This is a genomic window from Pseudomonas sp. TE9122, assembly GCF_056278925.1.
In genome coordinates, this window is record NZ_JBWBQI010000001.1 from 2,455,862 (window position 1) to 2,479,673 (window position 23,812).

Annotated in this window: 21 protein-coding genes; 7 read left to right on the forward strand and 14 right to left on the reverse strand. The window is 59.0% G+C overall.

From position 1 onward, the window contains the following. Positions 1–7: 7 nt before the first annotated feature. The 10 genes from ACZ9BE_RS11145 to ACZ9BE_RS11190 all read right to left on the reverse strand — a co-directional run bounded on the left by ACZ9BE_RS11145 (position 8) and on the right by ACZ9BE_RS11190 (position 11,616). Positions 8–2,257: a hypothetical protein gene (locus tag ACZ9BE_RS11145; RefSeq protein ID WP_236168850.1), complete on the reverse strand. Its 2,250-nt coding sequence runs from the start codon at positions 2,255–2,257 to the stop codon at positions 8–10. 222 nt (positions 2,258–2,479) lie between these two features. Then, positions 2,480–3,796: a hypothetical protein gene (locus ACZ9BE_RS11150; RefSeq protein WP_056785917.1), complete on the reverse strand. Its 1,317-nt coding sequence runs from the start codon at positions 3,794–3,796 to the stop codon at positions 2,480–2,482. Positions 3,797–3,841: 45 nt separating this feature from the next. Next, a complete protein-coding gene (locus tag ACZ9BE_RS11155) occupies positions 3,842–4,588 on the reverse strand; it encodes a hypothetical protein (RefSeq protein WP_041479693.1) in 747 nt (248 codons plus the stop codon). A 43-nt stretch (positions 4,589–4,631) separates the two neighbouring features. Beyond that, positions 4,632–5,312 (reverse strand): C39 family peptidase, encoded by a 681-nt coding sequence (locus ACZ9BE_RS11160; RefSeq protein WP_024012915.1) that lies wholly within the window; start codon positions 5,310–5,312, stop codon positions 4,632–4,634. Positions 5,313–5,376: 64 nt separating this feature from the next. Beyond that, the gene (locus tag ACZ9BE_RS11165; RefSeq protein ID WP_056785920.1) at positions 5,377–6,369 is read right to left on the reverse strand and encodes a hypothetical protein; all 993 of its coding nucleotides are present in this window, start codon (positions 6,367–6,369) and stop codon (positions 5,377–5,379) included. A gap of 73 nt (positions 6,370–6,442) precedes the next feature. Next, on the reverse strand, positions 6,443–7,015 hold the full coding sequence (locus ACZ9BE_RS11170; protein WP_041479691.1) for a hypothetical protein: 573 nt from the start codon (positions 7,013–7,015) through the stop codon (positions 6,443–6,445). A gap of 1 nt (position 7,016) precedes the next feature. Then, positions 7,017–7,466, reverse strand: coding sequence for a hypothetical protein (locus tag ACZ9BE_RS11175; RefSeq protein WP_041479690.1), 450 nt, complete (start codon positions 7,464–7,466; stop codon positions 7,017–7,019). Between the two features lie 331 nt (positions 7,467–7,797). Then, entirely contained in the window at positions 7,798–8,322 is a 525-nt protein-coding gene (locus ACZ9BE_RS11180) for an AAA family ATPase (protein WP_476249405.1), read from the reverse strand. Next, positions 8,319–8,882, reverse strand: coding sequence for a nicotinamide riboside transporter PnuC (gene pnuC, locus ACZ9BE_RS11185; protein WP_041479688.1), 564 nt, complete (start codon positions 8,880–8,882; stop codon positions 8,319–8,321). Before pnuC ends, ACZ9BE_RS11180 begins: the two co-directional genes overlap by 4 nt. 1,099 nt (positions 8,883–9,981) lie before the next feature. Beyond that, positions 9,982–11,616 carry a methyl-accepting chemotaxis protein gene (locus tag ACZ9BE_RS11190; RefSeq protein WP_095179989.1) on the reverse strand — a complete coding sequence of 545 codons (1,635 nt, stop codon included), beginning with the start codon at positions 11,614–11,616 and terminating at the stop codon, positions 9,982–9,984. 304 nt (positions 11,617–11,920) lie between these two features. On the opposite strand from ACZ9BE_RS11190, the gene ACZ9BE_RS11195 reads away from it, so the two are divergent. Continuing rightward, positions 11,921–12,751, forward strand: a complete 831-nt coding sequence (locus ACZ9BE_RS11195; RefSeq protein WP_016774688.1) for an undecaprenyl-diphosphate phosphatase — start codon at positions 11,921–11,923, stop codon at positions 12,749–12,751. Then, complete coding sequence (locus tag ACZ9BE_RS11200; RefSeq protein WP_476249406.1) at positions 12,748–13,176, forward strand: DUF1294 domain-containing protein; 429 nt, start codon at positions 12,748–12,750, stop codon at positions 13,174–13,176. The genes ACZ9BE_RS11195 and ACZ9BE_RS11200 overlap by 4 nt, the downstream gene beginning before the upstream one ends. 166 nt (positions 13,177–13,342) lie before the next feature. On the opposite strand, the gene ACZ9BE_RS11205 is transcribed toward ACZ9BE_RS11200, so the two are convergent. Together ACZ9BE_RS11205 and ACZ9BE_RS11210 are read right to left on the reverse strand one after the other, a co-directional pair. Continuing rightward, positions 13,343–13,702, reverse strand: a complete 360-nt coding sequence (locus ACZ9BE_RS11205) for an MmcQ/YjbR family DNA-binding protein (protein ID WP_323621317.1) — start codon at positions 13,700–13,702, stop codon at positions 13,343–13,345. Next, a complete protein-coding gene (locus tag ACZ9BE_RS11210) occupies positions 13,699–14,607 on the reverse strand; it encodes a LysR substrate-binding domain-containing protein (protein ID WP_056785936.1) in 909 nt (302 codons plus the stop codon). The genes ACZ9BE_RS11205 and ACZ9BE_RS11210 overlap by 4 nt, the downstream gene beginning before the upstream one ends. A 126-nt stretch (positions 14,608–14,733) precedes the next feature. On the opposite strand from ACZ9BE_RS11210, the gene ACZ9BE_RS11215 reads away from it, so the two are divergent. Both ACZ9BE_RS11215 and ACZ9BE_RS11220 read left to right on the forward strand, forming a co-directional pair. Next, positions 14,734–15,345, forward strand: coding sequence for an FMN-dependent NADH-azoreductase (locus ACZ9BE_RS11215; RefSeq protein WP_476249407.1), 612 nt, complete (start codon positions 14,734–14,736; stop codon positions 15,343–15,345). A gap of 167 nt (positions 15,346–15,512) precedes the next feature. Further along, positions 15,513–16,550, forward strand: a complete 1,038-nt coding sequence (locus ACZ9BE_RS11220) for an alpha/beta hydrolase family protein (RefSeq protein WP_476249408.1) — start codon at positions 15,513–15,515, stop codon at positions 16,548–16,550. A gap of 130 nt (positions 16,551–16,680) precedes the next feature. Here the strand turns inward: ACZ9BE_RS11220 and ACZ9BE_RS11225 are convergent, their stop codons facing one another. Continuing rightward, positions 16,681–17,868 (reverse strand): MFS transporter, encoded by a 1,188-nt coding sequence (locus tag ACZ9BE_RS11225; protein WP_095179994.1) that lies wholly within the window; start codon positions 17,866–17,868, stop codon positions 16,681–16,683. A 333-nt stretch (positions 17,869–18,201) separates the two neighbouring features. Next, positions 18,202–19,788 (reverse strand): ABC-F family ATPase, encoded by a 1,587-nt coding sequence (locus tag ACZ9BE_RS11230; protein ID WP_016774693.1) that lies wholly within the window; start codon positions 19,786–19,788, stop codon positions 18,202–18,204. A gap of 374 nt (positions 19,789–20,162) precedes the next feature. On the opposite strand from ACZ9BE_RS11230, the gene ACZ9BE_RS11235 reads away from it, so the two are divergent. The 3 genes from ACZ9BE_RS11235 (at position 20,163) to ACZ9BE_RS11245 (ending at position 23,812) form a co-directional block, all read left to right on the forward strand. Next, positions 20,163–21,389: a zinc-dependent alcohol dehydrogenase gene (locus ACZ9BE_RS11235; protein WP_476249409.1), complete on the forward strand. Its 1,227-nt coding sequence runs from the start codon at positions 20,163–20,165 to the stop codon at positions 21,387–21,389. A gap of 15 nt (positions 21,390–21,404) precedes the next feature. Then, positions 21,405–22,334 (forward strand): ZIP family metal transporter, encoded by a 930-nt coding sequence (locus tag ACZ9BE_RS11240; protein ID WP_476249410.1) that lies wholly within the window; start codon positions 21,405–21,407, stop codon positions 22,332–22,334. A gap of 110 nt (positions 22,335–22,444) precedes the next feature. Continuing rightward, on the forward strand, positions 22,445–23,812 hold the full coding sequence (locus ACZ9BE_RS11245) for an iron-containing redox enzyme family protein (RefSeq protein WP_476249411.1): 1,368 nt from the start codon (positions 22,445–22,447) through the stop codon (positions 23,810–23,812).

Consider the following 23,812-nt stretch of genomic DNA (forward strand, 5'->3'; position numbering starts at 1 on the left):
GGAATTTTTACATTCCCGCCTCCGACATGTCAGTCAAGTCGCGCATTGCTCTTAATCTAATATTTCTCACGTGGGTTGGCTGCGAGATAAATCCTGCACTAAATACCAACATTAGCGTGCGAGGTGTCGGAGATTCTGCAACATAAAATGCCAAGCTTTTTTTCTGCCATAATTTAGATGGAACTCCGTCCGTAATGATTTCGGTCTTATTGTTTTGTGCGAATGATGCTCTTGAAATGCCTGGGCTTCTATATTCGAAGCTAAATTCGACCAGATCGCCTGCCTCAATACCATGAAAGGACTTACAGATCCATAAAGTTGTATTGTCTGGATTAGAACTTGGTAGAGACTCCAAATAGTATTCATCTGAAGAATAAGAAATCTTGGATTGATACCCTCCGCTAACACCAATCGCCCAATGATTCCAGTCATAGCCATCAAACGTAGTCAAATCATCCAACCCAGCCTTGACCCCATAACTCCTCACCCGACACGCCACCGCGTCAGTCTCAACCGCCCCCGCATGCAATCCCACCTTCAATACAACAGCCAACTTCGAATCAGCCTTACACCCGCGCAACCACTCCACCTCAGCCAAATAATCAAGCCCCCCTCCCTGATCATGCGCCGCCCCGACAAACTGCTCCTTGACGCGCTCTCCACCACTCGTGAACGTCTCCACATACCTTAACCAGATCGGTAATCCCGCCTGCTGAAATGGCCAAGCCTCACACAAAACCTTCGTGTCATCGTTGAGCATTCCAACATCCAGCACCTCACCATCAAAACCCTCAAGTTTCGGCATCGGCATGCTCGATTGCAGCAACTCGCCAATCAACAACGTCACGCTCTGCACAGGCGTCGGCTGGCCATTGACGATCAAGTTGTATTTCAATTCCACACTGCGCTGCAGATTTGCCCCGGTGATAGAAGAATCGATATCGAATTGCACTTTCGACTGTCCCGCCACCGGCTTGTGCTGGGGAGGCACTGAGCCGGCGCCGGGTCCGCCGGCGATTTCCAGTTGCACTTCGTGATTGGCGCCAAACGTCGAAGTGTCAAACACCACGGTAAATCCGCTTTGATGCAGATTCGGGTTCAGCCTGTAATCGGGCGCCTGCACAACCGTTGGCGGTTTCAACTGACTGGCTTCGCCGGTGACCGCGATCACAATGTCATTGGAGGGGCGCGCAGGTGCGCCGGCGCGCAGCAGCTGAAAGCCGACCTTGGCCGAACCGTTGACGATCGCTGTGATCTTGTCGTTCGGGATCGGGAAGTCGTGATGGCCGGGCACGCTGTCGACAGTTTTTTCCAGCGGGCCGACGATCACGGGCTGTCCTCCAGACGTCGTACCGGCCCAGGTCAGGACGACCTTGTCACCAGCCTGGTAGTCGGCGCCTGTGAAGTAAACCCGGGCGGCGGCGTCGCTCGTGCCCAGTACCTTCAGGTCGATGGTGGTGACGTTCTGGCCGTTGACCCAGATCGTCGGCGCCGGCAAGCGATTGTTCAGATCCACCGAGACGTAAGTGATTTTCGCCCACCGCGCCTTCGGATCCGGCAGATTACCCACCCGGTCGACGACCTGATAGCTCACTTCGATATTGTTGCCGTTGCCTTGCGCCCTGATGACGTCCTCGGTGAAGGTAGCGAAGATCGGATGGTTGACCGGATCGTCGATCTGCTCTCTGGTGACCGGGTAGTACGTCACCACCTGATCACCCCAACGGCACCGAATGGTGTCGAAGATGGCGATGTTCTCATAGGGTACGATGTTCATGCGGATTCCCCGCCGGGCCAAATCCTCATTCACGCCATTGGACGGATCCGGACTAAGCGTATAGATCAGGCCGGAGTTGCCTTCTTCGCTGTCGCTATCGGTGCCACCTGGTTGTGTGAGTTGGACCCACACACGCCGTACCGGCTCGGAGCTAACCGGGTCCTGACCCAAGCGCTGTACGGTGTAAACGATCAGTGCTTCGCCATTGGTGACTTGACCCTTGGGGACTTTGAATTCGAGCCGCTTATTCAAGTTGCTTTCATCGACCGGAATTGTCCCAACCTCCACGCCATCAAAATACATTTTACAGTTGTCATACATCGCCATCCCTACCCACGGATCTACGATGATCAGCAAATCATTTTCGACGGTCTCGAGCGAAATGCCACCGTCGTAGCCCCCATCCTTCAAAACGGCCTGTTTCAAAACAAAGGGTGGATTCAGAGCGAGAATGCGGTTTTCATCCGGCGTCTGGTTCATGTCGATGCTCCATTACGGCCTGTTGCACGGTGCGAGGCGCTGGAGTCATGTAAGCGGATTCAGCGGTAGGGCGCACCTGTCAGATCTGACAGGTGCGGACGTATTTCCGATAAGTGGTCGCGAGTTGCACCAGCAGCGAAAAGCCGACAGACCAAAGGTTCGCAGCCTTCGGCAGCGCCTACACGAACTGTAGGAGCTTCCGAAGGCTGCGATCTTTTGCTTTTAGAAGTAATACGGGAATTTCAGGCTGAACGAAAAGTCCGGCGCATCATCGGTCATGCCGATCGACAAGTTCGGCACGATCGTCAGGTTGTCGGTGGCTGCGATGGTCATGCCTACGTTGAAGTAACCGGCGTTGGCATCACTGGACACCACCGATTCCCAGTCGCCGCCGTCCTGTTTCAGCTTGCTTTTGCGTTGCACCAGGTCGGAGACCGAGAACGACATACTCATCTTCTCGTTGAGCGCGAAGGCGATACCGGCACCGATCTGGAAGCTGTCGCCGATGCGCACTTTGCCCGGGTTTTTCTGATTGACCGTAGAGCTGATGTCGTCGAACGACTCCTCGAGGTTGTGGGTGTAGGAAAGGCTGCCGAACAGCACCGCCGGGTCAAACGTCTTGACCAGCGAGATACCCGGCGTGATCGACCAGACGCCGTTGCCGGTGGGCAGGGTGTCGGGGACGAACAGGTTGGAGTTGGCGTCGGTCTGGCGCAGTTTGATGCCGAACGGGTCTTTGCCGGTCGGCGCCTTGACGCGCAAGGTGACGACGGCGTCCGGGGTGTTGACCGATTCGTCGAGGAACTTGTAGGCGATACCGAAGTTGACGTCGCCGATGGTTGGATCCTTGGTGACGGTTTCTTCTGTTGTTACGCCAGCCGCGCCCTCGTTGCCGCCGCCGGATTGATACGTCGACTCGCGATAGATCACCGGCACGTTCAGGTCGAACTGCCAGCGGTTATCGAAGTTGTAGCGGCCGGTGAGGTCCAGGGTCCAGGTGTCGGCCTTGATCCGGTCGAGGTTGATGTTGCCCAAAAAGATCGAATCCAGCGCGAGGAACCCGTTCAGGATCAACTGACGGGTGTCGTAGCGTGAATAGGTCAGGCCGGTTTCCACGCTGAACTTGCCGCCGCCAAAGAAACCGCTGGCTTCGTCATACAGGTTGGAAACGCTCTGCGCCGGTTGTGAATCATCGGCCAGCGATTGACCGTAGGAAGCGCCACTGCCCCCGGCGGCGCCTCCCGATGCAGCGGCCGCACCGGTGCCTGTGGCGGCTCCGGCGGCGACGCGATTGCCTTTCATGTCAGACGGCGATTTCGCCAGCCGTTTTGGCGGTGGGGCAGCGGGTGTTTCTTCTACCTGGCGGACCCGTTGTTCAAGTACCGCCAGCGCTTGTTGTTGTTGTTCGTATCGTTGTCTCAGTTCCAGAAGTTCCCGTTTCAGGGCTTCTACATCGGCGTCGGGTGCTGCTTGCAGCATTGCCGCCGGGAGAAGGGTACTCAAACACACTGCGGCACGCAGTGATACTGATCGATACATGAATAAGCCGTCCCTTTAAGCCCAATGATCGAGACTCAGCGTAGTTCAATATCCGATATTGCGTAGGGCCCCGAGTTGGGTCAGGTTGCAATCCAGTGCACCGGCGCTTCTGCCGTTATTGTTCAGTACGACGTTGAGTTGCGTAAGGTTGTTGACCACGTTGGCGCTGCCCAGCAATCGGGTGTTCTGCAGCAGCCCGCCCTGGGCGACTTGTTGCAGTGCCGTGCCTTGATTGCCGCTGGCCTGAATGGCCATTTGCACGCCACCGCCATTGGCTGAAACCGCGACACTGCCGGCGCCGTTGCTGCCAGTAATGGTTTGTCCGGCGATAAGGGCCTGGCCTTGCGATGGCACCAGTGCCGGCGCCTGACTGGCTTCGCTGACGTTGATCGCGACGTTGTTGTTGGCGGTGTTGCCATCGCCGGCGGCGCGTACGCTTTGCGTCACACCCTGGCTGCTGTTGAGGCCGGCGCCACCGATTACGCTGCCGGTGCCTGCGGTGAGGGCGCTGCCGTTGCCTGACTCCTTGATGGTCGAGACGTAGAATTCCGGTTTGACGGTTGCGGCCTGGATCTGCATCGAGGTCGCGGCCCCGATCAAGTCGCCGCTGGCGTTGCGCCAGGTGCTGCTCATGACAATGCCGAAGCTGATGATCCGCCCCGGCATGACGTAACGACCGCGCAGCTCGGCGAGCTCCTGGTCCTTGATTTCGATGGGTTTGAATCCGGCATGGGCTAAACCTGACGCACTCGCTGCCAGGCAGGCGGCCGCCAGCCAGTATGAGCTTTTCATCTGCTGCTCCCGGGACATCCAGTCCCATTCTCTAACTCGGCGATTAAAAGAAGTCGCTCTGAATGAACCCGAAATCCATCAATTCCGCATCTTTGACCGGGTTGAAACTGTCCAGCGAGTTCTTCGCCGTCAGCGGCACCGGAGGGCTGCGCAAGGCGTTGGCCTTGTCGTAACCGGGGCCGACGATGGCAAAGACAATGCCGTTCCAACCTTTGACAAAGTCGTCGTGCTTGTAGCGCTTGTGGCCGAGAACCGGGTCACCGATGTAGACCCAATCCTTGTCCGAACGCTGCAGGACGACGAAATGCTTGTAACCACGAATGTCCATCAGAACCACCACCGGAATGGTCACCGCTTCGAGTTTCTCGGGCGGGATCCGGTAGCCACGGGCGCGCATGCCGATGCTTTCTACGTAGCGCTTCATGTCGAGCATGGAGAAACCCTGGGTTCGCACCAGGTCCTGGTCAGCGTTGACCAGCATGCCTTTGATGATGTGCTCCTCATCGACGTCGAGCCAATAGGCCTGGCGCAGGACCGTCGCCAGTGCAGCAGCGCCGCAGCTGAAGTCGGTTTTCTGTTCGACGATGTCGGCAAACTTGCGCTCACGAATGCTTTGCACATCCTTGTAGACCAGCACGCCACCCGGCAGGGCAGCGACGGGCATCTGGGCCGCCTGAGTCAGGCCGCACAGACAAAGCAGAGCGAGGAGGGCAGGAGTCCGCATGATCGAATACGCCTTGTGGAACCGAGGAAAAGCCCCGTTGCCGGGGCTTTCGTTTCGATCGCGATTACATGCAGGCTTTGCAACCTGCGGCGATGGACAGCGAGTTGCTTTGTTGGTTGCCCACACCCGCCGAGACGTTGGCTCCGCCGTTGCCGGAGAAGTTGTTCATCGAGTTGGTCATGTTGGCGTTGTTGACGACAGGAGTTTTCCAGCCATCTTTGGTCAACACTTGTTGGGTGGTGACGCCAGCGAGGCCAAAAGTACCCACGGCTTCGAACTTGGCTTTCTGATCATCGTTGCCGCCATGGCCGCCGCCACGGTTACCCCAACCACCATGGTCGTTGTCGTCTTCGATGGTCGCAGTGCCTTTGGCTTTGAACACGCCAGCGGCTGCATAAGTACCGGTAAGGGTGTCGGTTTTGTAAGCCTGCACGCCTTTGTTTTCCACGACCAGGCCAGTCGAGGACTGGTTGGCAGAGGCGGCAGCCTGCGCTACACGACCACCGGAAACGGCGATGGCGAGGTTGTTTTTCTGTTGGTTGAAGTTGCCGGCGGTCACGTTGATGCCGATGTTGCCGGAACCGTTGTTACCAGTATTGGTGAGGTTGGCGTTGTTGAAGGTGGAAGAGTTTTTCACGTAGTTGTTGTTGTTCACCTGAGTCGCACTCGAGGCGGCAACAGCATTGCCGAAGATGAAGCTTTCGTCAGCGGTGGCCAGTGCAGCAGCGTTGTCCTGCTGGTTGCCGTCGCCGCCCGCCACGTTGGCACCCATGTTGCCGTTGGAGCCGTTGAGCGAGTCGCTGGCATTGGCGTTGTTCAGGGTGCCCTGGTTTTTCACCACGTTGCCGTCGCTGTTTTGTGCGTCGAGTACAGCGGCGCCGGCGCCTGCGGTGATCTGCAGCAGTTGTTCAAGATTCGGACCTTGTGGCTGGCCGTGACCATTGCCGTGCCCGTTACCATGACCGTTGTTGTCACCACGGCCGCCAGCCTGTGCTGCCATTGCCATCACTGCTGCGAGTGCGAAAACCAGTGGTTTGAGAGCCATTGTAGGTTTCATGGTTGTTTCTCCGTCGTGCTTATTAGTTGGTTAAGTGTTGGGACTTTTCTAATTGCACTGCTTTTTGTTTGGGTCAGTCTGCGACCCGGATGCTCAGGGTGTTAGCCATGCGGTTCCCCACCCCGGCACTCTGGTTCACCTGGATTACCCCGCGGCTGCCGGTGAAGGCCTGATCACTGGTCGTGACCTGGCGACTGCCGATTGAGGTACCAGTTGCTCCTGAGCTCGGTAAAAACGCCACGTTCTGTTGCGAAAGGGCGCTGTCGTCAACGCTCTGCGGGCCGGCACTGATGCTGACGCGCGTCACGTTGGCCATTTGATTGTTGGCACCGGCGCCCTGGTTAACACCGAGGATGCCGTTGCCATTGCTGAAAGAGTTGCCGCCGATGTTGGCGCTCGCGTCGATGGCGCGGCTGGCGGGCGTGTCGATGGTCTGCCTGACGCTGGTGGTGGCATGGGCTTCGGTGCCGATGGCAATCGCCTTGGTGTTGGCTTGTTGCATCTGGTCACCGGCAGCCTGGTTGACATTGAAGTTGCCGCGATACTGAGCGCCGGAATCCTGAATGTTTGCCTTGTTGACTGAAGCCGAATCGGCCATGGCGCTGGTGCAGCCGAGCAGGGCGAGAAGCAGCAGGGTGCGATTCATGTCATTGGCCTCCGGCCATACGAGTCAGAGGCGCCAGCCCGGTGCTCATTGCCCGGTTGACCGTGTTGGAGATCGAGGCGCCAGAACCACCGCCGCTGCCAGTGCGCATACCGGGCAGGCCGTTCTGATTGGTCAGGGTGTTCATGCCGGGCAGGTTGGAGCTGGGCGTGGTCATGTTGCCGCGAATCGATGAGCCGCTGGCGACACTGGCGAAATCACCGTCAGTGAGTTCGGTACTGCTGAGGGTCTGGTTGATCCGCGCCGAAGGGTTGGCGTTGACCGTGGTCGGATAGGGGTCTTTGCCGCCATTGCGCCCGATCGCGATGGGTTGAACGTCGCGGTTAAGGACGATCACGCCGTTGCCTTCAGCCTGGGCGCTGACGCTGATCAAAGCGCTGGCGGCTGATCCGATCAGCAGGAGGCAGGTCAGGCCTTTATTGAAATTCCCCACGGCTGCAATTCCTTCTTCAGTGGGCTGGGTTATTCAGCGTTGTGAAGAAGAGAGCGAAAGCTGTGCCGGTTTTGAATTATCTCGTTATTTCAACGGCTTACATGCTCTGGGAAGTTCCCTGTTGCGGGCACTGTTTCAGCGCTGAGACACAGGGCGGATCGCTTGCGGGGCAATGGGCGCCGGAAAGCTCTGGAACAAGGGTTTGCGCCGAGGTGTTTCATCGGCGTAACAGATCACGTGACGCAATGATGAATGACGCTTGGGCGGGGCCTTTGCGCGCTCGGGAGTGTTTCAAAAACGGACAGTTTTGCGTTAAAAGCCGCCGGGCGGCTTATCTGGACAGCAAACGCTCGACCGCCGCAAAGGCTTGTGTCTGGCGTTCGGCCCAATTGCCTTCGATGATTTGTATCGGCTGTTGATGCTGGATTAGCCAGGCGCGGGTGGCCTCGAAGAAGGTCACTCGATCCGCAAGATCCGGTTGGCAGCGCTGGCCGTCTTCGGTCCAGTCGATCTGTTGCGGGGACAGCAGCAGGTGCTGGTCGTAATGGCGCGCCAGTAACTCGGTTTCCAGCCAGGCCGGGCAGTCGCCAAACAGAGTCTGGCTCCAGAGGATGTTGCTCAGCAGGTGGGTGTCGAGAATAAGCAGGGAGGGCTGTTTTGCGCGCGCCTGATCTTCCCATTGCACCTGACCCCGGGCAATGGCCGGGATATCCGCAAGGCAAGTGTCGCGTGGGTTGTCTTCTATGAACCGACGAACATATTCATCAACGCGCACGCCGCCGAAACGCTGCTCCAACCCTGCCGCCAGCCAACTCTTGCCGGTGGATTCCGGGCCGGTGAGAACAACGACTTTCATGTGCGCAACGCCGGATCGGCACGCCATTCCCGCCAGCCTTGCACGGCGAGCAGGGTAAACAGCGCGTACAGGGCGGCGGTCAGGTACAGGCCTTTGTAGATGAACAGGCCGACAAAGATCACATCGAGGACGAACCACAGCGCCCAGCATTGCAGACGTTTTTGCGCCATCCACAGTTGCGCGACCAGACTGAAACCGGTGAGCGCGGCATCGAGCCACGGCTGTGCGGCGTCGGTCCAGTGCGCCATCGCCGCTCCCAGCAACACACTGCCGATCGCCCCAACGCCGAGGCCGAGCACCATTGAGCGTGGATCGAGGCGGGTAACCTGGCGACCGTCATGCATCGTCCCGGCGCGGGTCCATTGCCACCAGCCGTAGATCTGCAGCGCGGCGTAGATCACTTGCAGCAACATGTCCGAATACAGCTTCACCTCAAAGAAGATCCAGCTGTAGAGCAACACCATGACCAGCCCGATCGGCCAGCACCACGGATTCTGCTTGACCGTCAGCCACACGGCGATGACACCGAGGGCAGCGGCAAACAGTTCAAGCCCGGACATGAGTGATCCTTGGGGGAGTTGAGAAGGGGGCGGATTGTACTGCATTAGTCAGGTCAAAAGCCCCTCACCCTAACCCTCTCCCGGAGGGAGAGGGAACTGACCGCGTTGTTTGGTCGAGGTACGCCGACCTGGAATAACGCGTCGAACGCAGATCATGAAAAGCGCAGTGATCTGCGATCAAAAGCCCCTCACCCTAACCCTCTCCCGGAGGGAGAGGGAACTGACCGCGTTGTTTGGTCGAGGTACGCCGACCTGAAATAACGCGTCGAACGCAGATCATGAAAAGCGCAGTGATCTGCGATCAAAAGCCCCTCACCCTAACCCTCTCCCGGAGGGAGAGGGAACTGATCGCGTTGTTTGGTCGAGGTACGCCGACCTGGAATATCGCGCCGAACGCAGATCATGAAAAGCCCAGTGATCTGCGATCAAAAGCCCCTCACCCTAACCCTCTCCCGGAGGGAGAGGGAACTGACCGCGTTGTTTGGTCGAGGTACGCCGACCTGGAATAACGCGTCGAACGCAGATCATGAAAAGCGCAGTGATCTGCGATCAAAAGCCCCTCACCCTAACCCTCTCCCGGAGGGAGAGGGAACTGATCGCGCTGTTTGGTCGAGGTACGCCGACCTGGAATAACGCGTCGAACGCAGATCATGAAAAGCGCAGTGATCTGCGATCAAAAGCCCCTCACCCTAACCCTCTCCCGGAGGGAGAGGGAACTGACCGCGTTGTTTGGTCGAGGTACGCCGACCTGGAATATCGCGTCGAACGCAGATCATGAAAAGCGCAGTGATCTGCGATCAAAAGCCCCTCACCCTAACCCTCTCCCGGAGGGAGAGGGAACTGATCGCGTTGTTTGGTCGAGGTACGCCGACCTGGAATAACGCGTCGAACGCAGATGATGAAAAGCCCAGTGATCTGCGATCAAAAGCCCCTCACCCTAACCCTCTCCCGGAGGGAGAGGGAACTGACCGCGTTGTTTTGGTCGAGGTACGCCGACCTGGAATAACGCGTCGAACGCAGATCATGAAAAGCGCAGTGATCTGCTCCCTCTCCTCGGGGAGAGGGCTGGGGTGAGGGGTGGGCTCACCTCGGTGACCGGTCAGACCCGGAACTGGCGCAGCAACCCGTTGAGCTGTTCGCTCAGTTGCCCAAGCCGCAGGCTGGCTGCACTGGACTGCTCAGCCGCCAACGCGGTGCTATGGGAAAGCCCGGCCGCCTGGGTGACGTTCTGGTTGATGTCCTCAACCACCTGCGCCTGTTGCAGCGTAGCGCTGGCAATTGACGCATTGAGGCCGTTGAGATTACGCAACGCCTGGCCAATCGCATTAAGGCTCGCCCCGGCCAGTCCCGCCTGTTCAATGGTCAGTTGCGAGGCCTTGCTGCTGTCGCCGATCACCTTCACCGCAGCCTCCGAATGATTCTGCAAACGCTCGATCATCGACTGAATCTCGGCCGTCGATTTCTGCGTACGCTGGGCCAGCAAGCGCACCTCATCGGCCACCACGGCAAACCCGCGCCCCTGTTCTCCCGCGCGCGCCGCTTCAATCGCCGCGTTCAAGGCCAGCAGGTTGGTCTGTTCGGCAATCGAGCGAATCACCTCCAGCACGCTGCCAATCTGCGTACTCTCCGCCGCCAGGGTGCGGATCACTTCCACCGCTTGATCAATCGTGCCCGAGAGCTTGTCGATCTGTTGCAGGCTGCCGTCAATATTGATCTGCCCCTGTTGCGCCTGCGCTTCGGCATCGCGCATTTCTGCGGCGGCGTGTTCGGCGTTTTTCGCCACGTCCTGCACGCCGTAGGTGACTTCGTTGATCGCTGTGGCCACCAGTTCCATCTGCTGCGACTGCTGCTGGCTGCGCTGCTGCGCCTGCGAGGCATCGTTACCCAGCTCGCTGGAAGACTGGCCCAAAGCGCTGGCCGAGACCTGCAGATCACCAATCACTCGGCGCAGCTTGGCCGTGAATGCATTGAAATGATGGGCCAGTTCGGTGACTTCATCCTTGCCATGGGTATCGAGGCTGCGGGTCAGGTCGCTTTCGCCACTGGCGATGTTGGCCATCGCATTCACGGTTTCCTGCAATGGACGGACGATGCTGCGTGCGATCAGAATCACCAGCAGCGCCATGATCAGCGCAATCGCCAGACCGATGGCCGACGCCTTGATCATCTGCCCTTGGAATTCGGCTTGCACATCGTCGACGTACACGCCGGAGCCGATCACCCAGCCCCACGGCTCAAACAGCTTCACATAAGAAGTCTTGGCAACGGGATCAGTCGCTCCCGGCTTCGGCCAGCGATAATTGACCATGCCCGCGCCTTTGGCCTTGGCGATGGCGACCATTTCGTTGAACACCGCAAAGCCGTCCGGGTCGCGGATCGCCGAGAGGTTCTGGCCTTCAAGTTTGGGGTTGGTCGGGTGCATGACCATCACGGGCGTGAGGTCGTTGATCCAGAAGTAGTCGCTCTGGTCGTAGCGCAGGCCACGGATCGCGGTCAGCGCCTGCTTTTGCGCGGCATCCCTGGTCAGGGTGCCAGCGGTCTCAAGACCTTGATAATAGGTGAGCAGGCCACTGGCGGTCTGCACCACGTGCTGGGTTTTCTGCGCCTTGGCGTGGTAGAGGTCGTCATGGATCTGCTTGAGCATCAGCACGCCCAAGGTCAGCAACATGACCACCGCCACGATCAAGATGAGCCACAAGCGTCGGCTGATCGACACACTGCGCAAGCTGTTCATAACGCTGTCACTCCGGATTCTTGTTCTTGTAATAAACGATCGCCAGCATCCAGCCACCGCTGTGGGCTCGCGATTGCGCGACTTGAGCCGCCTAACGCGGGGAGCGCTATTAAGGCTTGTCTGTTAGGATTTCGGCCCCGCGCGCGAAAACCTGAATCCGGTTTTGATATTTCACGGAATTTTTACCGTTTCGTGTGGATCCTGTGCGCGCGCAATCGCTACAGCTTTTACCGGCTACGCTGGACGCAGTGAACGAAAAAATACTATCGGGGCATGCCCGCGTGCATCGCTCTTTGGGGGATTGATGGATCTTTGGACCGCCTTGCAGGCACTGATTCTAGGAGTTGTAGAAGGGCTGACGGAGTTTTTGCCCATTTCGAGCACCGGACACCAGATCATCGTCGCCGATTTGCTGAACTTCGGCGGCGAACGGGCCATGGCGTTCAACATCATCATTCAGCTCGGCGCGATCCTCGCGGTGGTCTGGGAGTTTCGCCGCAAGATCCTCGACGTGGTGATCGGCCTGCCGACCCAGCCGAGCGCACGGCGTTTCACCGCCAACCTGCTGATCGCCTTCCTGCCGGCCGTAGTGCTCGGCGTAATTTTTGCCGATCTGATCCACGAATATCTGTTCAACCCGATCACCGTGGCGGCGGCGCTGGTCATCGGCGGGATCATCATGTTGTGGGCCGAACAGCGCCAGCATGAAGTCCACGCCGAAACCGTCGACGAGATTCGCTGGACCGACGCGTTGAAAATCGGCTTCGCGCAATGCCTGGCGATGATTCCAGGCACCTCGCGTTCCGGCTCGACGATCATTGGTGGCTTGCTTTTCGGCCTGTCACGCAAGACGGCCACCGAGTTTTCTTTCTTCCTCGCCATGCCAACCATGGTCGGTGCGGCGGTGTATTCAGGTTACAAATACCGCGACCTGTTCGTGCCGGCGGATTTCCCGGTGTTCGCCATTGGTTTTGTCACGGCGTTCATCTTCGCCATGATCGCTGTACGCGGCCTGCTCAAGTTCATTGGCAGCCACAGCTACGCAGCGTTTGCCTGGTACCGGATTGCGTTCGGCCTGTTCATTCTGGCGACCTGGCAGTTCGGCTGGGTGGATTGGTCGGCAGCGAAGGCATGAATGATCCGCGCACGCGCCGCCCTGAGGGACGACCTACAGGCGGCCGCGTTCAGCATCTGAAATTGAAGCTTGTGGTGTTGCTGATCGTCTGCGCGCTGCCGCTGTTCGGCTCGCTGTCGATGTGGCTCAGCGGCATCTCGCGGGTGCCGTTGGCGGCGTACGGGATTGTCAGTGTGCTGGCGTTCTTTCTGTACTGGGCCGACAAACGCAAAGCCCGCGCCGATGCCTGGCGCACCCCGGAAAATATCCTGCATGCGGTCGAACTGGCGGGCGGCTGGCCGGGAGCGTTGATTGCGCAGCAGGTGTTTCGGCACAAAACGCGCAAGGTGTCGTTTCAGATTCTGTTCTGGGCGATCGTGTTGCTGCATCAGGTGTTCTGGATTGACCAGATTTTCCTCGGTTCAAACCTGTTGTCTTTGATCTAAAGAACACACTTACCCCTGTAGGAGCTGCCGAAGGCTGCGATCTTTTGGGACGCAGAGCGTCCCCGGCTGCATTCCCACGCAGAGCGTGGGAACGATCAATCCTCGCTGATGAGTCGCCTGACAAACCGCCTTCGCGAGCAGGCTCGCTCCCACAGGATTTGCGTGCTTACAAAAGCAGGCCGATTTGAGTCTTCTTAGGCAACTTGCCCACCACCAGTTGATGCGATCGCTGCAACAAACCCTGCAATTCCTCGGCACCCAGCGGGTAGGGCGGGTGCATGATGATCCACTGCGCCCGCGCCAGATACGGCGCCGGATGAATCCCCGGGCGGTCGCAATGGCCGAGAAACAGATCCTTGTCGACCTTGAACGCCAGCGAATCCCCACGTAATCCCTGCAACGCAAACATCTTGTTGCCGGCAATCGAGAACACCCGCACGCCGCCCCATTTGTAATCTTCCCGCGCGCCGGGCAGGGCCAGGCAAAACGCCGCAACTTCGGCTTCGCTCATTCTTCCCTGTTTCATAGAAATCGATCCCCGCAGGCATTGAACGATTCGACCAGGTGATCAATCCATGCGCGCACCGCTGGCATTACCCCGCGCCGGTGCGGATAGACCGCTTGCAGCCAGCCGCCAGGCAATGACCATTGCGGTAGCACTTGCACCAGCGTGCCGTTACGCAATTCGGTTTCGCAGAACATCATCGGCAGCACAGTAAAGCCCTGACCGGCGAGCACGCAGGCCTTGCGCACCACGAAATCATCAATGCCCAGCCGCGCTTCCATACTCAGATCGACGCTCTTGCCTTGCTGATCGAGCAGACGGACGTGAACCATGCGGTCGGCTTCCAGCGCGCCGAGTACCGGCAGGTTTTTCAGGTCCTGCGGATGAGTGATCGTCTTGCCTTGCATGAACGCCGGGCTGGCGATCACCACTGCTTGCGCCTGCCGCAAGCGCCGGGTGACCAGCAACGGGTCTTCATCGCCGTGATCGCGCACACGCAAGGCGACATCGATGCCTTCGGTGACCAGATCGACCCGGCGGTTGAGCAGGACGACCTCCAGCTGCACCTGAGGAAACTTGCCGAGGAAATCGCTGATCACCGTCGGCAGCATTTCATGGGCAAGCCCGGTCGGGCACGACACCCGCAAGCGTCCGCGAGGCTCGCTGGACATGCTCGCCACCGCCTCGTCAGCCATTTCCGCTTCCAGCAGCATCGCCTGACAGTGGCGCAAATAGCGTTCGCCCACGGCAGTGAGGCTCAGTTGGCGAGTGGTGCGTTGCAGCAGACGTGCACCGAGGCGCTCTTCCAGCTCGGCAATTCTTCTCGAAAGCCGTGACTTGGGAATACCGAGCAAGCGCCCGGCGGCGGCAAAACCGCCGGCTTCGACCACTTTGGCGAAATAGTAGAGATCGTTGAGGTCCTGCATGCGCGTTTCCAGTCGTTCTATCAATGGGACGAACTATCGCATTGTCGGCGACTAATCAGCTATTGGTTTGTTGCGTAGGATTGTCTCCATTCCGTCGCCGCCGGCGATTCTTTCAGGAGAACCCACATGAAACTGTTGCACATCGATTCGAGCATTCTCGGCGACAACTCGGCTTCCCGTCAGTTGAGCCGTCAAGTCGTCGACGCCTGGCAAGCCGCCGAGCCGAGCGCCGTGGTTACCTATCGCGACCTGGCCGCAGATGCGATCAGCCACTTCTCGTCGACCACGCTGGTTGCCGCCGGCATCACCGCCGAACTGCGCGACGCTGCGCAACAGCACGAAGCCGAGCTGAGCGCTTCGACCCTGGCCGAATTCATCGCCGCCGACGCCGTGGTGATTGCCGCGCCGATGTACAACTTCACCGTTCCAACCCAGCTCAAAGCGTGGATCGACCGCGTCGCCGTCGCCGGCCAGACGTTCCGCTACACCGAAGCCGGCCCTGAAGGCCTGTGCGGCGGCAAGAAAGTGGTGATTGTGTCGACCTCTGGTGGCATCCATGCCGGTCAGGCCAGCGGCATCGCTCACGAAGAGTATCTGAAGCTGGTACTGGGCTTCCTCGGCATCACCGATATCGAAATCGTCCGCGCTGAAGGTCTGGCCTATGGCGAAGAAGTGCGCAACAACGCCATGAGCGCTGCGCAAGCGAAGATCAGCGAGCAACTGTTCGCCGCCGCGTAAGGCTTGCGTAAAGAACAGCCCCTGTTCAGGCAATCCCCAAAAAACTCTGTATTCTGGTTCCGCAAGGGCTGAATACGGAGTTTTTTGTTTCTGGCTGTTACATAATCTGGCCCGGGTTATGCAGTTTCAGCACATCCGACGATGTGGTCCGACAGGGTGGGGCATTCATGAGGCATCTTTGTGCAATGTTGCTGATTTGCCTGCTGGGCAGCCTGAATTCAGTGCAGGCCGCGCCGGGGCGGCACCCTGTCTGGAGCGTCGGTTATCACGAGATGACCTTTCTCGACCCGCTCGATCTGCAACCGATGCGCGCCATCGCTTTTTACCCGTCCAGTGACCGTGAGCATATGAGTTTGCTTGAGGGCTATTCGGTCGAGGCTGGAGAAGACACCAAAGTTGCCATCGGCCGCTTTCCCATGTTGATGCTCTCCCATGGTAATACCGGCACGCCGCTGGCCTTGCATGATCTGGCCACTTCGCTGGCGCGCAAGGGGTTTGTCGTGGTGGCGGTGATTCATCCCGGCGACAACTGGCGCGACCATAGCCGACTTGGCACTTTGAGCAATCTCTACGGGCGGCCAATCCAGATTTCCCAAGCGATCACCGCGACGCTCGCAGACAACATGCTGGCGCCGTTCGTCAATGCTGATCAGGTTGGTGTGATCGGTTATTCGGCTGGAGGCGAGACCGCGTTGATTCTTTCCGGGGCGCAACCGGATCTGGATCGTCTGCGCCGCTATTGCCAGGAACGCCCGGACGATCACGATGCCTGTAACACCCAGGGTGAACTGATTGTTGATCGCGATGACTTGCAGCCAGTGGCCGATCCACGGGTTCACGCGTTATTGCTGATGGCACCGCTGAGCCTGAAGTTCGGCCGCCACACCCTTGCCGATGTGCACGTACCGGTGCTGCTCTACAGCGGCGACGGCGACAAACTGGTGGCCTTCGATAAAAACGCCGCCGCCCTGGCGCGCAAACTGCCCACCGCGCCGGACTTCAAACTGCTCGCCGGAGCAGGGCACTTCGTGTTCATGGCGCCGTGCACCGAAGAGCAGATCCGCGCCATGCCGACGTTGTGTACCGATGCCGACGGGGTGGATCGCGAAGATATTCACCGCAACCTGATCTCCGAGGCCGGACGGTTTTTTGCCCAGGCACTGGGTAAATCGAGCAGGGCGGGGATGCAGACGGCGGATCAATAACTTCATCACCGCCACCAATTCCTGTAGGAGCTGACGAGTGCAACGAGGCTGCGATCTCTTGATCTTCAAAGCAAAATCAAAAGATCGCAGCCTCGTTGCACTCGTCAACTCCTACAAGGGGATCGGTGTTTCATGAGGTCGCGCGGCGCTTGAGCAACAAGGTCAGGCCCAGCCCGGTCACCGACAACAACGCCGCGCTGAAGAAAATCCACGAATAGCCCAGATTCAACGCCACCGCGCCCATCAACGGTCCCGCGATCGCCAGTGCCAGATCGAAGAACACTGCATAAGCCCCCAACCCTGAACCACGGCTGGAACTCGGCACCTGTTTGATCGCTTCAACGCCCAGCGCCGGGTATACCAGAGACAGCCCAAACCCCGCCAGCCCTGCGCCAATCAACGCATACGCAGTGGAGGGCGCCAGCCACAACAGCACCAGCCCGACAGTTTCAACCGACATGCAAACGATGGCTGAGGCAAACCCGCCAAACCGGGCGATGGCCGAGATGAACAACAGCCGCGACAGGATGAAACACACGCCAAACACGGTCAGGCAGTACGCCGCGCCGGTCCAGCCTCGATTGAGGTAATAAAGAGTGATGAAGGTGGTCAGGGTGCCGTAGCCGATCGAGGCCAGCGTCAGGCTGGTGCCGTACGGCGCAATCTTGCCAAACACCGCCCAGAACGACAGGCGCTCGCCACGAATCACCGGCACCGAAGGTTTGTTGCGGATCAACCACAGCGCACCTGCCGCCAACGCCGACAGCGCGATGCCAAGGCTGACAAAGCCATATTCAGCGACCATCACCACGCCCAACGGCGCACCAATGGCAATCGCGCCGTAAGAAGCGATGCCGTTCCAGCCGATGGATTTTGCCGTGTGCTCGACACCGACCTGGCCCATGCACCAACTGATGGTGCCGACGCCGATCAAGCCTTGGGCAATGCCAAGCAGCAGGCGCCCGGCGATCAGGATCAACAGGCTGGTCAGCGGAAAACTTTGCAGCAAGGTCGACAGCAACGTCAGCGCGCCGCTGAGGACAATCCCCCACAAGCCATAAATGATCGCCCGCTTGGTGCCCAGGGTATCCGACATGCGCCCGGCCATCGGCCGGCTGAGCAGTGTGGCGAGGTATTGCGAGCCGATCACCAGGCCGGCAATGATCGCGCTGAAACCCAGTTGCTCATGGACGTAACCGGGCAGTACCGCAATCGGCAACCCGATACAGAGAAAGGCAATGAAGGTATAGAAAACGATGGAGACGATCTGCAGGGTGATCGCCAGGGAGCTTTGCGGTGGCAGTGGCTGCGCAGACATGAGCACTCGTTCGCGGGCGGCGGTGGGAGAGTTGCCGACATCATGGCGCGGGGCTGGGATAAAAGAAAGCAGGCTAACTACTTCGCCTTAATGATCGTTCCCACGCTCTGCGTGGTAACGCCGCCATGGACGCTCTGCGTCCGCTGTTGGGACGCGGAGCGTCCCGGGCTGCATTCCCACGCGGAGCATGGGAACGATCAATGTGGGAGCGAGCCTGCTCGCGAATATCTGCGCACCCACAATTCCCAAACGCCGAATGCAAAAAGCCCCGTCACACGGACAGGGCTTTTAACTTGCAGCTTGCAGCTTGCAGCTTGAAACTAAAAGCTGCTCTTAGAAAACGACGCCCTGGCTACGCAGGTAGTCGTCATAAGTGCCGCTGAAGTCGGTCACGCCGTTCGGGCTCAGCTCGATGATGCGCGTGGCCAGGGACGATACGAACTCACGGTCGTGGCTGACGAAGATCAGCGTGCCCGGGTAGTTTTCCAGCGCCAGGTTCAGCGCCTCGATCGATTCCATGTCCAAGTGGTTGGTCGGTTCGTCCATGATCAGCACGTTGGGCTTTTGCAGGATCAGCTTGCCGAACAGCATGCGACCTTGCTCACCACCGGAGATGACCTTGACCGACTTGAGGATCTCGTCGTTGGAGAACAGCATCCGGCCCAAAGTACCGCGAATCATCTGCTCGCCCTGGGTCCACTGACCCATCCAGTCGAACAGGGTGACGTCGTCTTCGAAGTCGTGAGCGTGGTCCTGAGCGTAGTAGCCCAGCTCGGCGGCGTCGGTCCATTTCACGCTACCGGCATCCGGGGTCAGTTCGTTGACCAGGGTACGCAGCAGGGTGGTCTTGCCGATACCGTTCGGGCCGATGATCGCAACGCGCTCGCCGGCTTCAACCTGGAAGCTGAAGTCCTTGAACAATGGCTTGCCATCGAAACCCTTGGCCATTTTCTCGACCATGACCGCCTGACGGTGCAGCTTCTTGTTCTGCTCGAAACGAATGAACGGGCTGACGCGGCTGGAAGGCTTGACCTCGGCCAGCTGGATCTTGTCGATCGCCTTGGCGCGGGAGGTGGCCTGCTTGGCTTTCGAGGCGTTGGCCGAGAAGCGGCTGACGAACGATTGCAGCTCGGAGATCTGCGCTTTCTTCTTGGCGTTGTCCGACAGCAGTTGCTCGCGGGACTGGGTCGCCACGGTCATGTACTCGTCGTAGTTGCCCGGGAACAGGCGCAGCTCGCCGTAATCCAGGTCAGCCATGTGCGTGCACACGCTGTTCAGGAAGTGACGGTCGTGGGAGATGATGATCATCAGGCTGTTGCGCTGGGTCAGGATGTTTTCCAGCCAGCGAATGGTGTTGATGTCCAGGTGGTTGGTCGGTTCGTCGAGCAACAGCACTTCCGGATCGGAGAACAGTGCCTGCGCCAGCAACACGCGCAGTTTCCAGCCTGGCGAGACTTCGCTCATCGGGCCGAAATGCTGTTCCAGCGGAATGCCCAGACCCAGCAACAATTCGCCGGCACGGGATTCGGCGGTGTAGCCGTCCATCTCGGCGAACTCGGTTTCCAGCTCGGCAACGGCCATGCCGTCTTCTTCGGACATTTCAGCCAGCGAGTAGATGCGATCACGCTCGGCCTTGACCTTCCACAGCTCTTCGTGACCCATGATCACGGTGTCAATCACGGTGAATTCTTCGTAGGCGAACTGATCCTGGCGCAGCTTACCCAGACGCACGTTCGGCTCGAGCATGACCTGACCGCCGGACGGATCGAGATCGCCGCCGAGGATTTTCATGAAAGTCGACTTGCCGCAACCGTTGGCACCGATCAGGCCGTAGCGATTGCCTGCGCCGAATTTGACCGAAACGTTTTCGAACAGCGGCTTGGCGCCAAACTGCATCGTGATGTTAGCTGTGGAGATCAATTACCTTACCTATCAATGGGTTAGAGCTGGTCTGTGGTGCCTGGTACAAACTTGAGTACCAATCTGGAGCTTTTCCAGCTCCCCCCAGTCTGTGCTTGAGTTGAGCCAACGCGCATAAGCCGTCCGCAACTGGGGCCTTTGAAGGCAAGCTGCTGAGCGACGAGTACGGGGTTCTTGTTGGACATTGGCGCGCATTGTCGCATAACTCAGACGGCAGTTATATGGCAGGCAAACGGGCGTACGCATCGGCTCGTCCGAGAAGTCCCCGATATCCGCTGATCAAAATCTCGAAAACCCGAATGAACTCACTCGGCCATTTTCACTTCGGAAAGTGGAGCAGCAGCCATTTTGTTCAAACGAGTGAGGACCAAGCCATGCGAGCAATGACCTATCACGGCGCCCATGACGTGCGCGTCGAAACCGTACCGGACCCGAAACTTGAAGCCGCCGACGACATCATCCTGCGCGTCACCGCTACCGCCATCTGCGGATCGGACCTGCACCTGTACCGAGGCAAAATACCCACCGTCGAGCACGGCGATATCTTTGGCCATGAGTTCATGGGGATCGTCGAAGAAACCGGCCCAGCCGTCACGGCGGTGCAGCGCGGCGACCGCGTGGTAATTCCGTTCGTGATCGCCTGTGGCGATTGCTTCTTCTGCCAGCAAGAGCTTTACGCCGCTTGCGAGACCACCAACGAAGGCCCCGGCGCGGCGCTGAACAAGAAAATGATTCCGCCGCCAGCAGCGCTGTTCGGCTACAGCCGTATGTATGGCGGAATTCCCGGTGGCCAGGCGGAACTGGTGCGCGTGCCGAAAGCCAATACCGGCCCGTTCAAGGTACCGGGCACGCTGTCGGACGAAAAAGTGCTGTTTCTCTCTGACATCCTGCCGACTGCCTGGCAAGCGGTGATCAACGCCGGGGTCAAACAGGGTTCGAGTCTGGCGATCTACGGCGCCGGGCCGGTCGGTTTGCTCACCGCAGCCTGCGCGAGAATGCTCGGTGCTGAGCTGATTTTCATGGTCGACCATCACCAGTACCGCCTCGATTATGCCCAGCGCACCTACGGCGTGATTCCGATCAACTTCGATGAAGACGATGACCCGGCCGACACTATTACCAGCCAGACTCCCGGCCATCGCGGCGTCGATGCCGTGATCGATGCCGTCGGCCTTGAAGCCAAGGGCAGCACCACCGAAACGGTCATGGCTACACTCAAGCTTGAAGGCAGCAGCGGCACGGCTTTGCGCCAGTGCATCGCCGCCGTCCGCCGTGGCGGTGTGGTCAGCGTTCCGGGGGTGTATGCAGGATTTATCCATGGCTTCATGTTCGGCGACGCTTTTGACAAGGGCCTGACCTTCAAAATGGGCCAGACTCACGTACAGCGTTTTCTGCCGGAGCTGCTTGGCTACATCGAAACCGGCAAGTTGCAGCCTGAAGCGATCATCACCCACAGGCTGTCGCTGGAGCAGGCGGCCGAGGGTTACAAGATCTTCAATAAGAAGCAGGAAGAATGCCGCAAGGTGATTCTGACCCCGGGTGGCAGCGATGTTCCGCTGGCGCAGATGGATGAAACCACGCCGTTCGTACCGGCCACCTGAAACCGAGGACTTTTCATGGCGCTACCGTCATCTTCGTTCGCAGCTCCCGTGCGAGCATGGTTTGTGAACCTGTCGCGCACGGGCTGGGGAGGGCGCATTTTCTGGCTGACCTTGGTCGGTGTAACCGTGTTGTTGCTGATCAGCGGCTACACCGGTTTGGTCAGTACCGGCCGCGACACGCTACGCCTCGCCACCCTCGGCGGGCTGTCGGGTTTTGCCGCCACGGCAATCGGTGCGTTGCTGGCCCTGGCGTTGCGGGCGATTACTTCGCGAACTCAAGACACCATGCTCGGGTTTGCGGCAGGGATGATGTTGGCTGCCAGTTCCTTTTCACTGATCCTGCCGGGGATTGCGGCGGCGAAGGAAGCGGTGAGCAGTCCCATGCTGGCCGCTGCCGTCGTTGTGGCCGGCATGGCTTTAGGCGTGGCGTTGATGGTCGGTCTCGACCGCTTCGTCCCCCACGAACATGAAAAAAGCGGCCGGCGCGGGCCTGAAGGCAAGCGCTTCAATCGGGTCTGGCTGTTCGTGCTGGCGATCACTCTGCACAACCTTCCGGAAGGCATGGCGATCGGCGTCAGCTTCGCCACCGGCGACATGAAAATCGGCTTGCCGCTGACCACTGCGATCGCCATTCAGGACATTCCAGAAGGACTAGCGGTCGCGTTGGCATTGCGCGTGACCGGCATTTCCGCAGGGCGTGCAGCGTTGATTGCCGCCGCTTCAGGATTGATGGAACCGTTGGGCGCGATTATCGGATTGGGCATCACCAATAGTTTTGCGTTGGGTTTTCCGGTGGCGATGGGCCTGGCGGCGGGCGCGATGATCTTTGTGGTGTCGCATGAAGTGATTCCGGAAACTCACCGCAACGGCCACGAGACGCCTGCCACGCTCGGGCTGATGCTTGGGTTCGGCGTGATGATGTTTCTCGATACCGCTTTGGGTTAAAAAACCGACGTGCACCACTGAGCGTATCGTCTCGCACAAAAAGGGAATTTTTTTCAGCGCCAATCACTCTTTCGTTTATAGGCAATGCCAATAACGCAGGGGAATGAGTCATGTCGCTGATCGAAATCCCGACCAGGAAGTCTTCGGGTAAAACATCCACGCCGGCGGATACCGAGCGCCGGCTCTATGACCGATTGCTGGCGGAAGACTCCACGGTTGATCGTGCGGCACTGAACTTCCTGCGCCGGCAGCTGAGTAAGGCGGCTGCGCTGTCTGACGATTTGCCGGCCAGCGCCGAAGAGCTGCTGCAATGGTCGGAAACCCGCTGCGCCAGCGTGGCGGCCGAGTACGCCGATTACCTCGAACAACGTCAGCAGGGCGCACCGCGCCGCTATTTCCGCAACAAATCCCACGCGTTGTATTTCATTCTGCATGTGGCACCGACCAAAGAGGTCGATGGCGCTTGGCTGGCCGGGCTGTTGCCGCAGTGGCAGGACCCGCGTTTCGACGATTTGCTCGATACCTATCTGGAAGAGTTGGGCGAGGGCGTGCCACGGCAGAATCATGTGGTGATCTATCGCAAGCTGCTCGCCGAGCATGACTGCTCCGATCTGAGCGGTCTTGCCGACGAGTATTTTCTGCAAGGCGCGGTGCAGTTGGCGCTGGGACGTTTCGGCGGGCAGTTTCTGCCAGAAGTCATCGGCTTCAACCTCGGCTACGAGCAACTGCCGCTGCACTTGTTGATCAGTGCTTATGAGCTAGCGGAGCTGGGCATCGATCCGCACTATTTCCGCCTGCACGTGACCATCGACAACGCCAGCACCGGCCATGCGCGCAAGGCAGTGCAATCAATGCTCGAGCTGTTGCCACTTGGCGATGAACGCGATGAGTTCTACCGGCGCATGGCTGTCGGTTATCGCGTCAATGATGTCGGCAAAGGCACAACCGCGGTGATCACAGAGTTCGATCTGGACCACGAAGTCATCGCCATGCTTGAGCGCAAGGCGGTCTTTGGCCGGCACATGCATTCCGACTACTGCCGTATCGAAAACCGCACCATCAATCAATGGCTGGCCACGCCGGGACAGATGGGCGAGTTTCTGTCGGCGCTGGAGCGCAAAAGCTGGATCAAACGTGGTGAGGCGGTGGAAGAAAGTCGTTTCTGGCGTTTGATCGACGGCAGCGATGCGGCGATGTTCGGGGTGTTCAATGGCTATGAGAAACAGCTGTTGCGCGACTGGATCACTCAGGATTGCCCGGCCTCCCGGCCTCGGCCTTACGTACGCCGCGAAGCTGCCGTCGAAGAAACCTTTGACGATGACGCCGATCTGCTCAACCTGGAAGCGGCACTGGCCGACAAGCCTGCCGCAGAACAGATGTCATTGTTGATGCCATGGCTGCAACCCCAGCGGCACTGGCGTCCGGCCGGACTTTTCGCGACGCGTCGCTTCATGCAACTGCGCGCCCGCTTGCGTTGA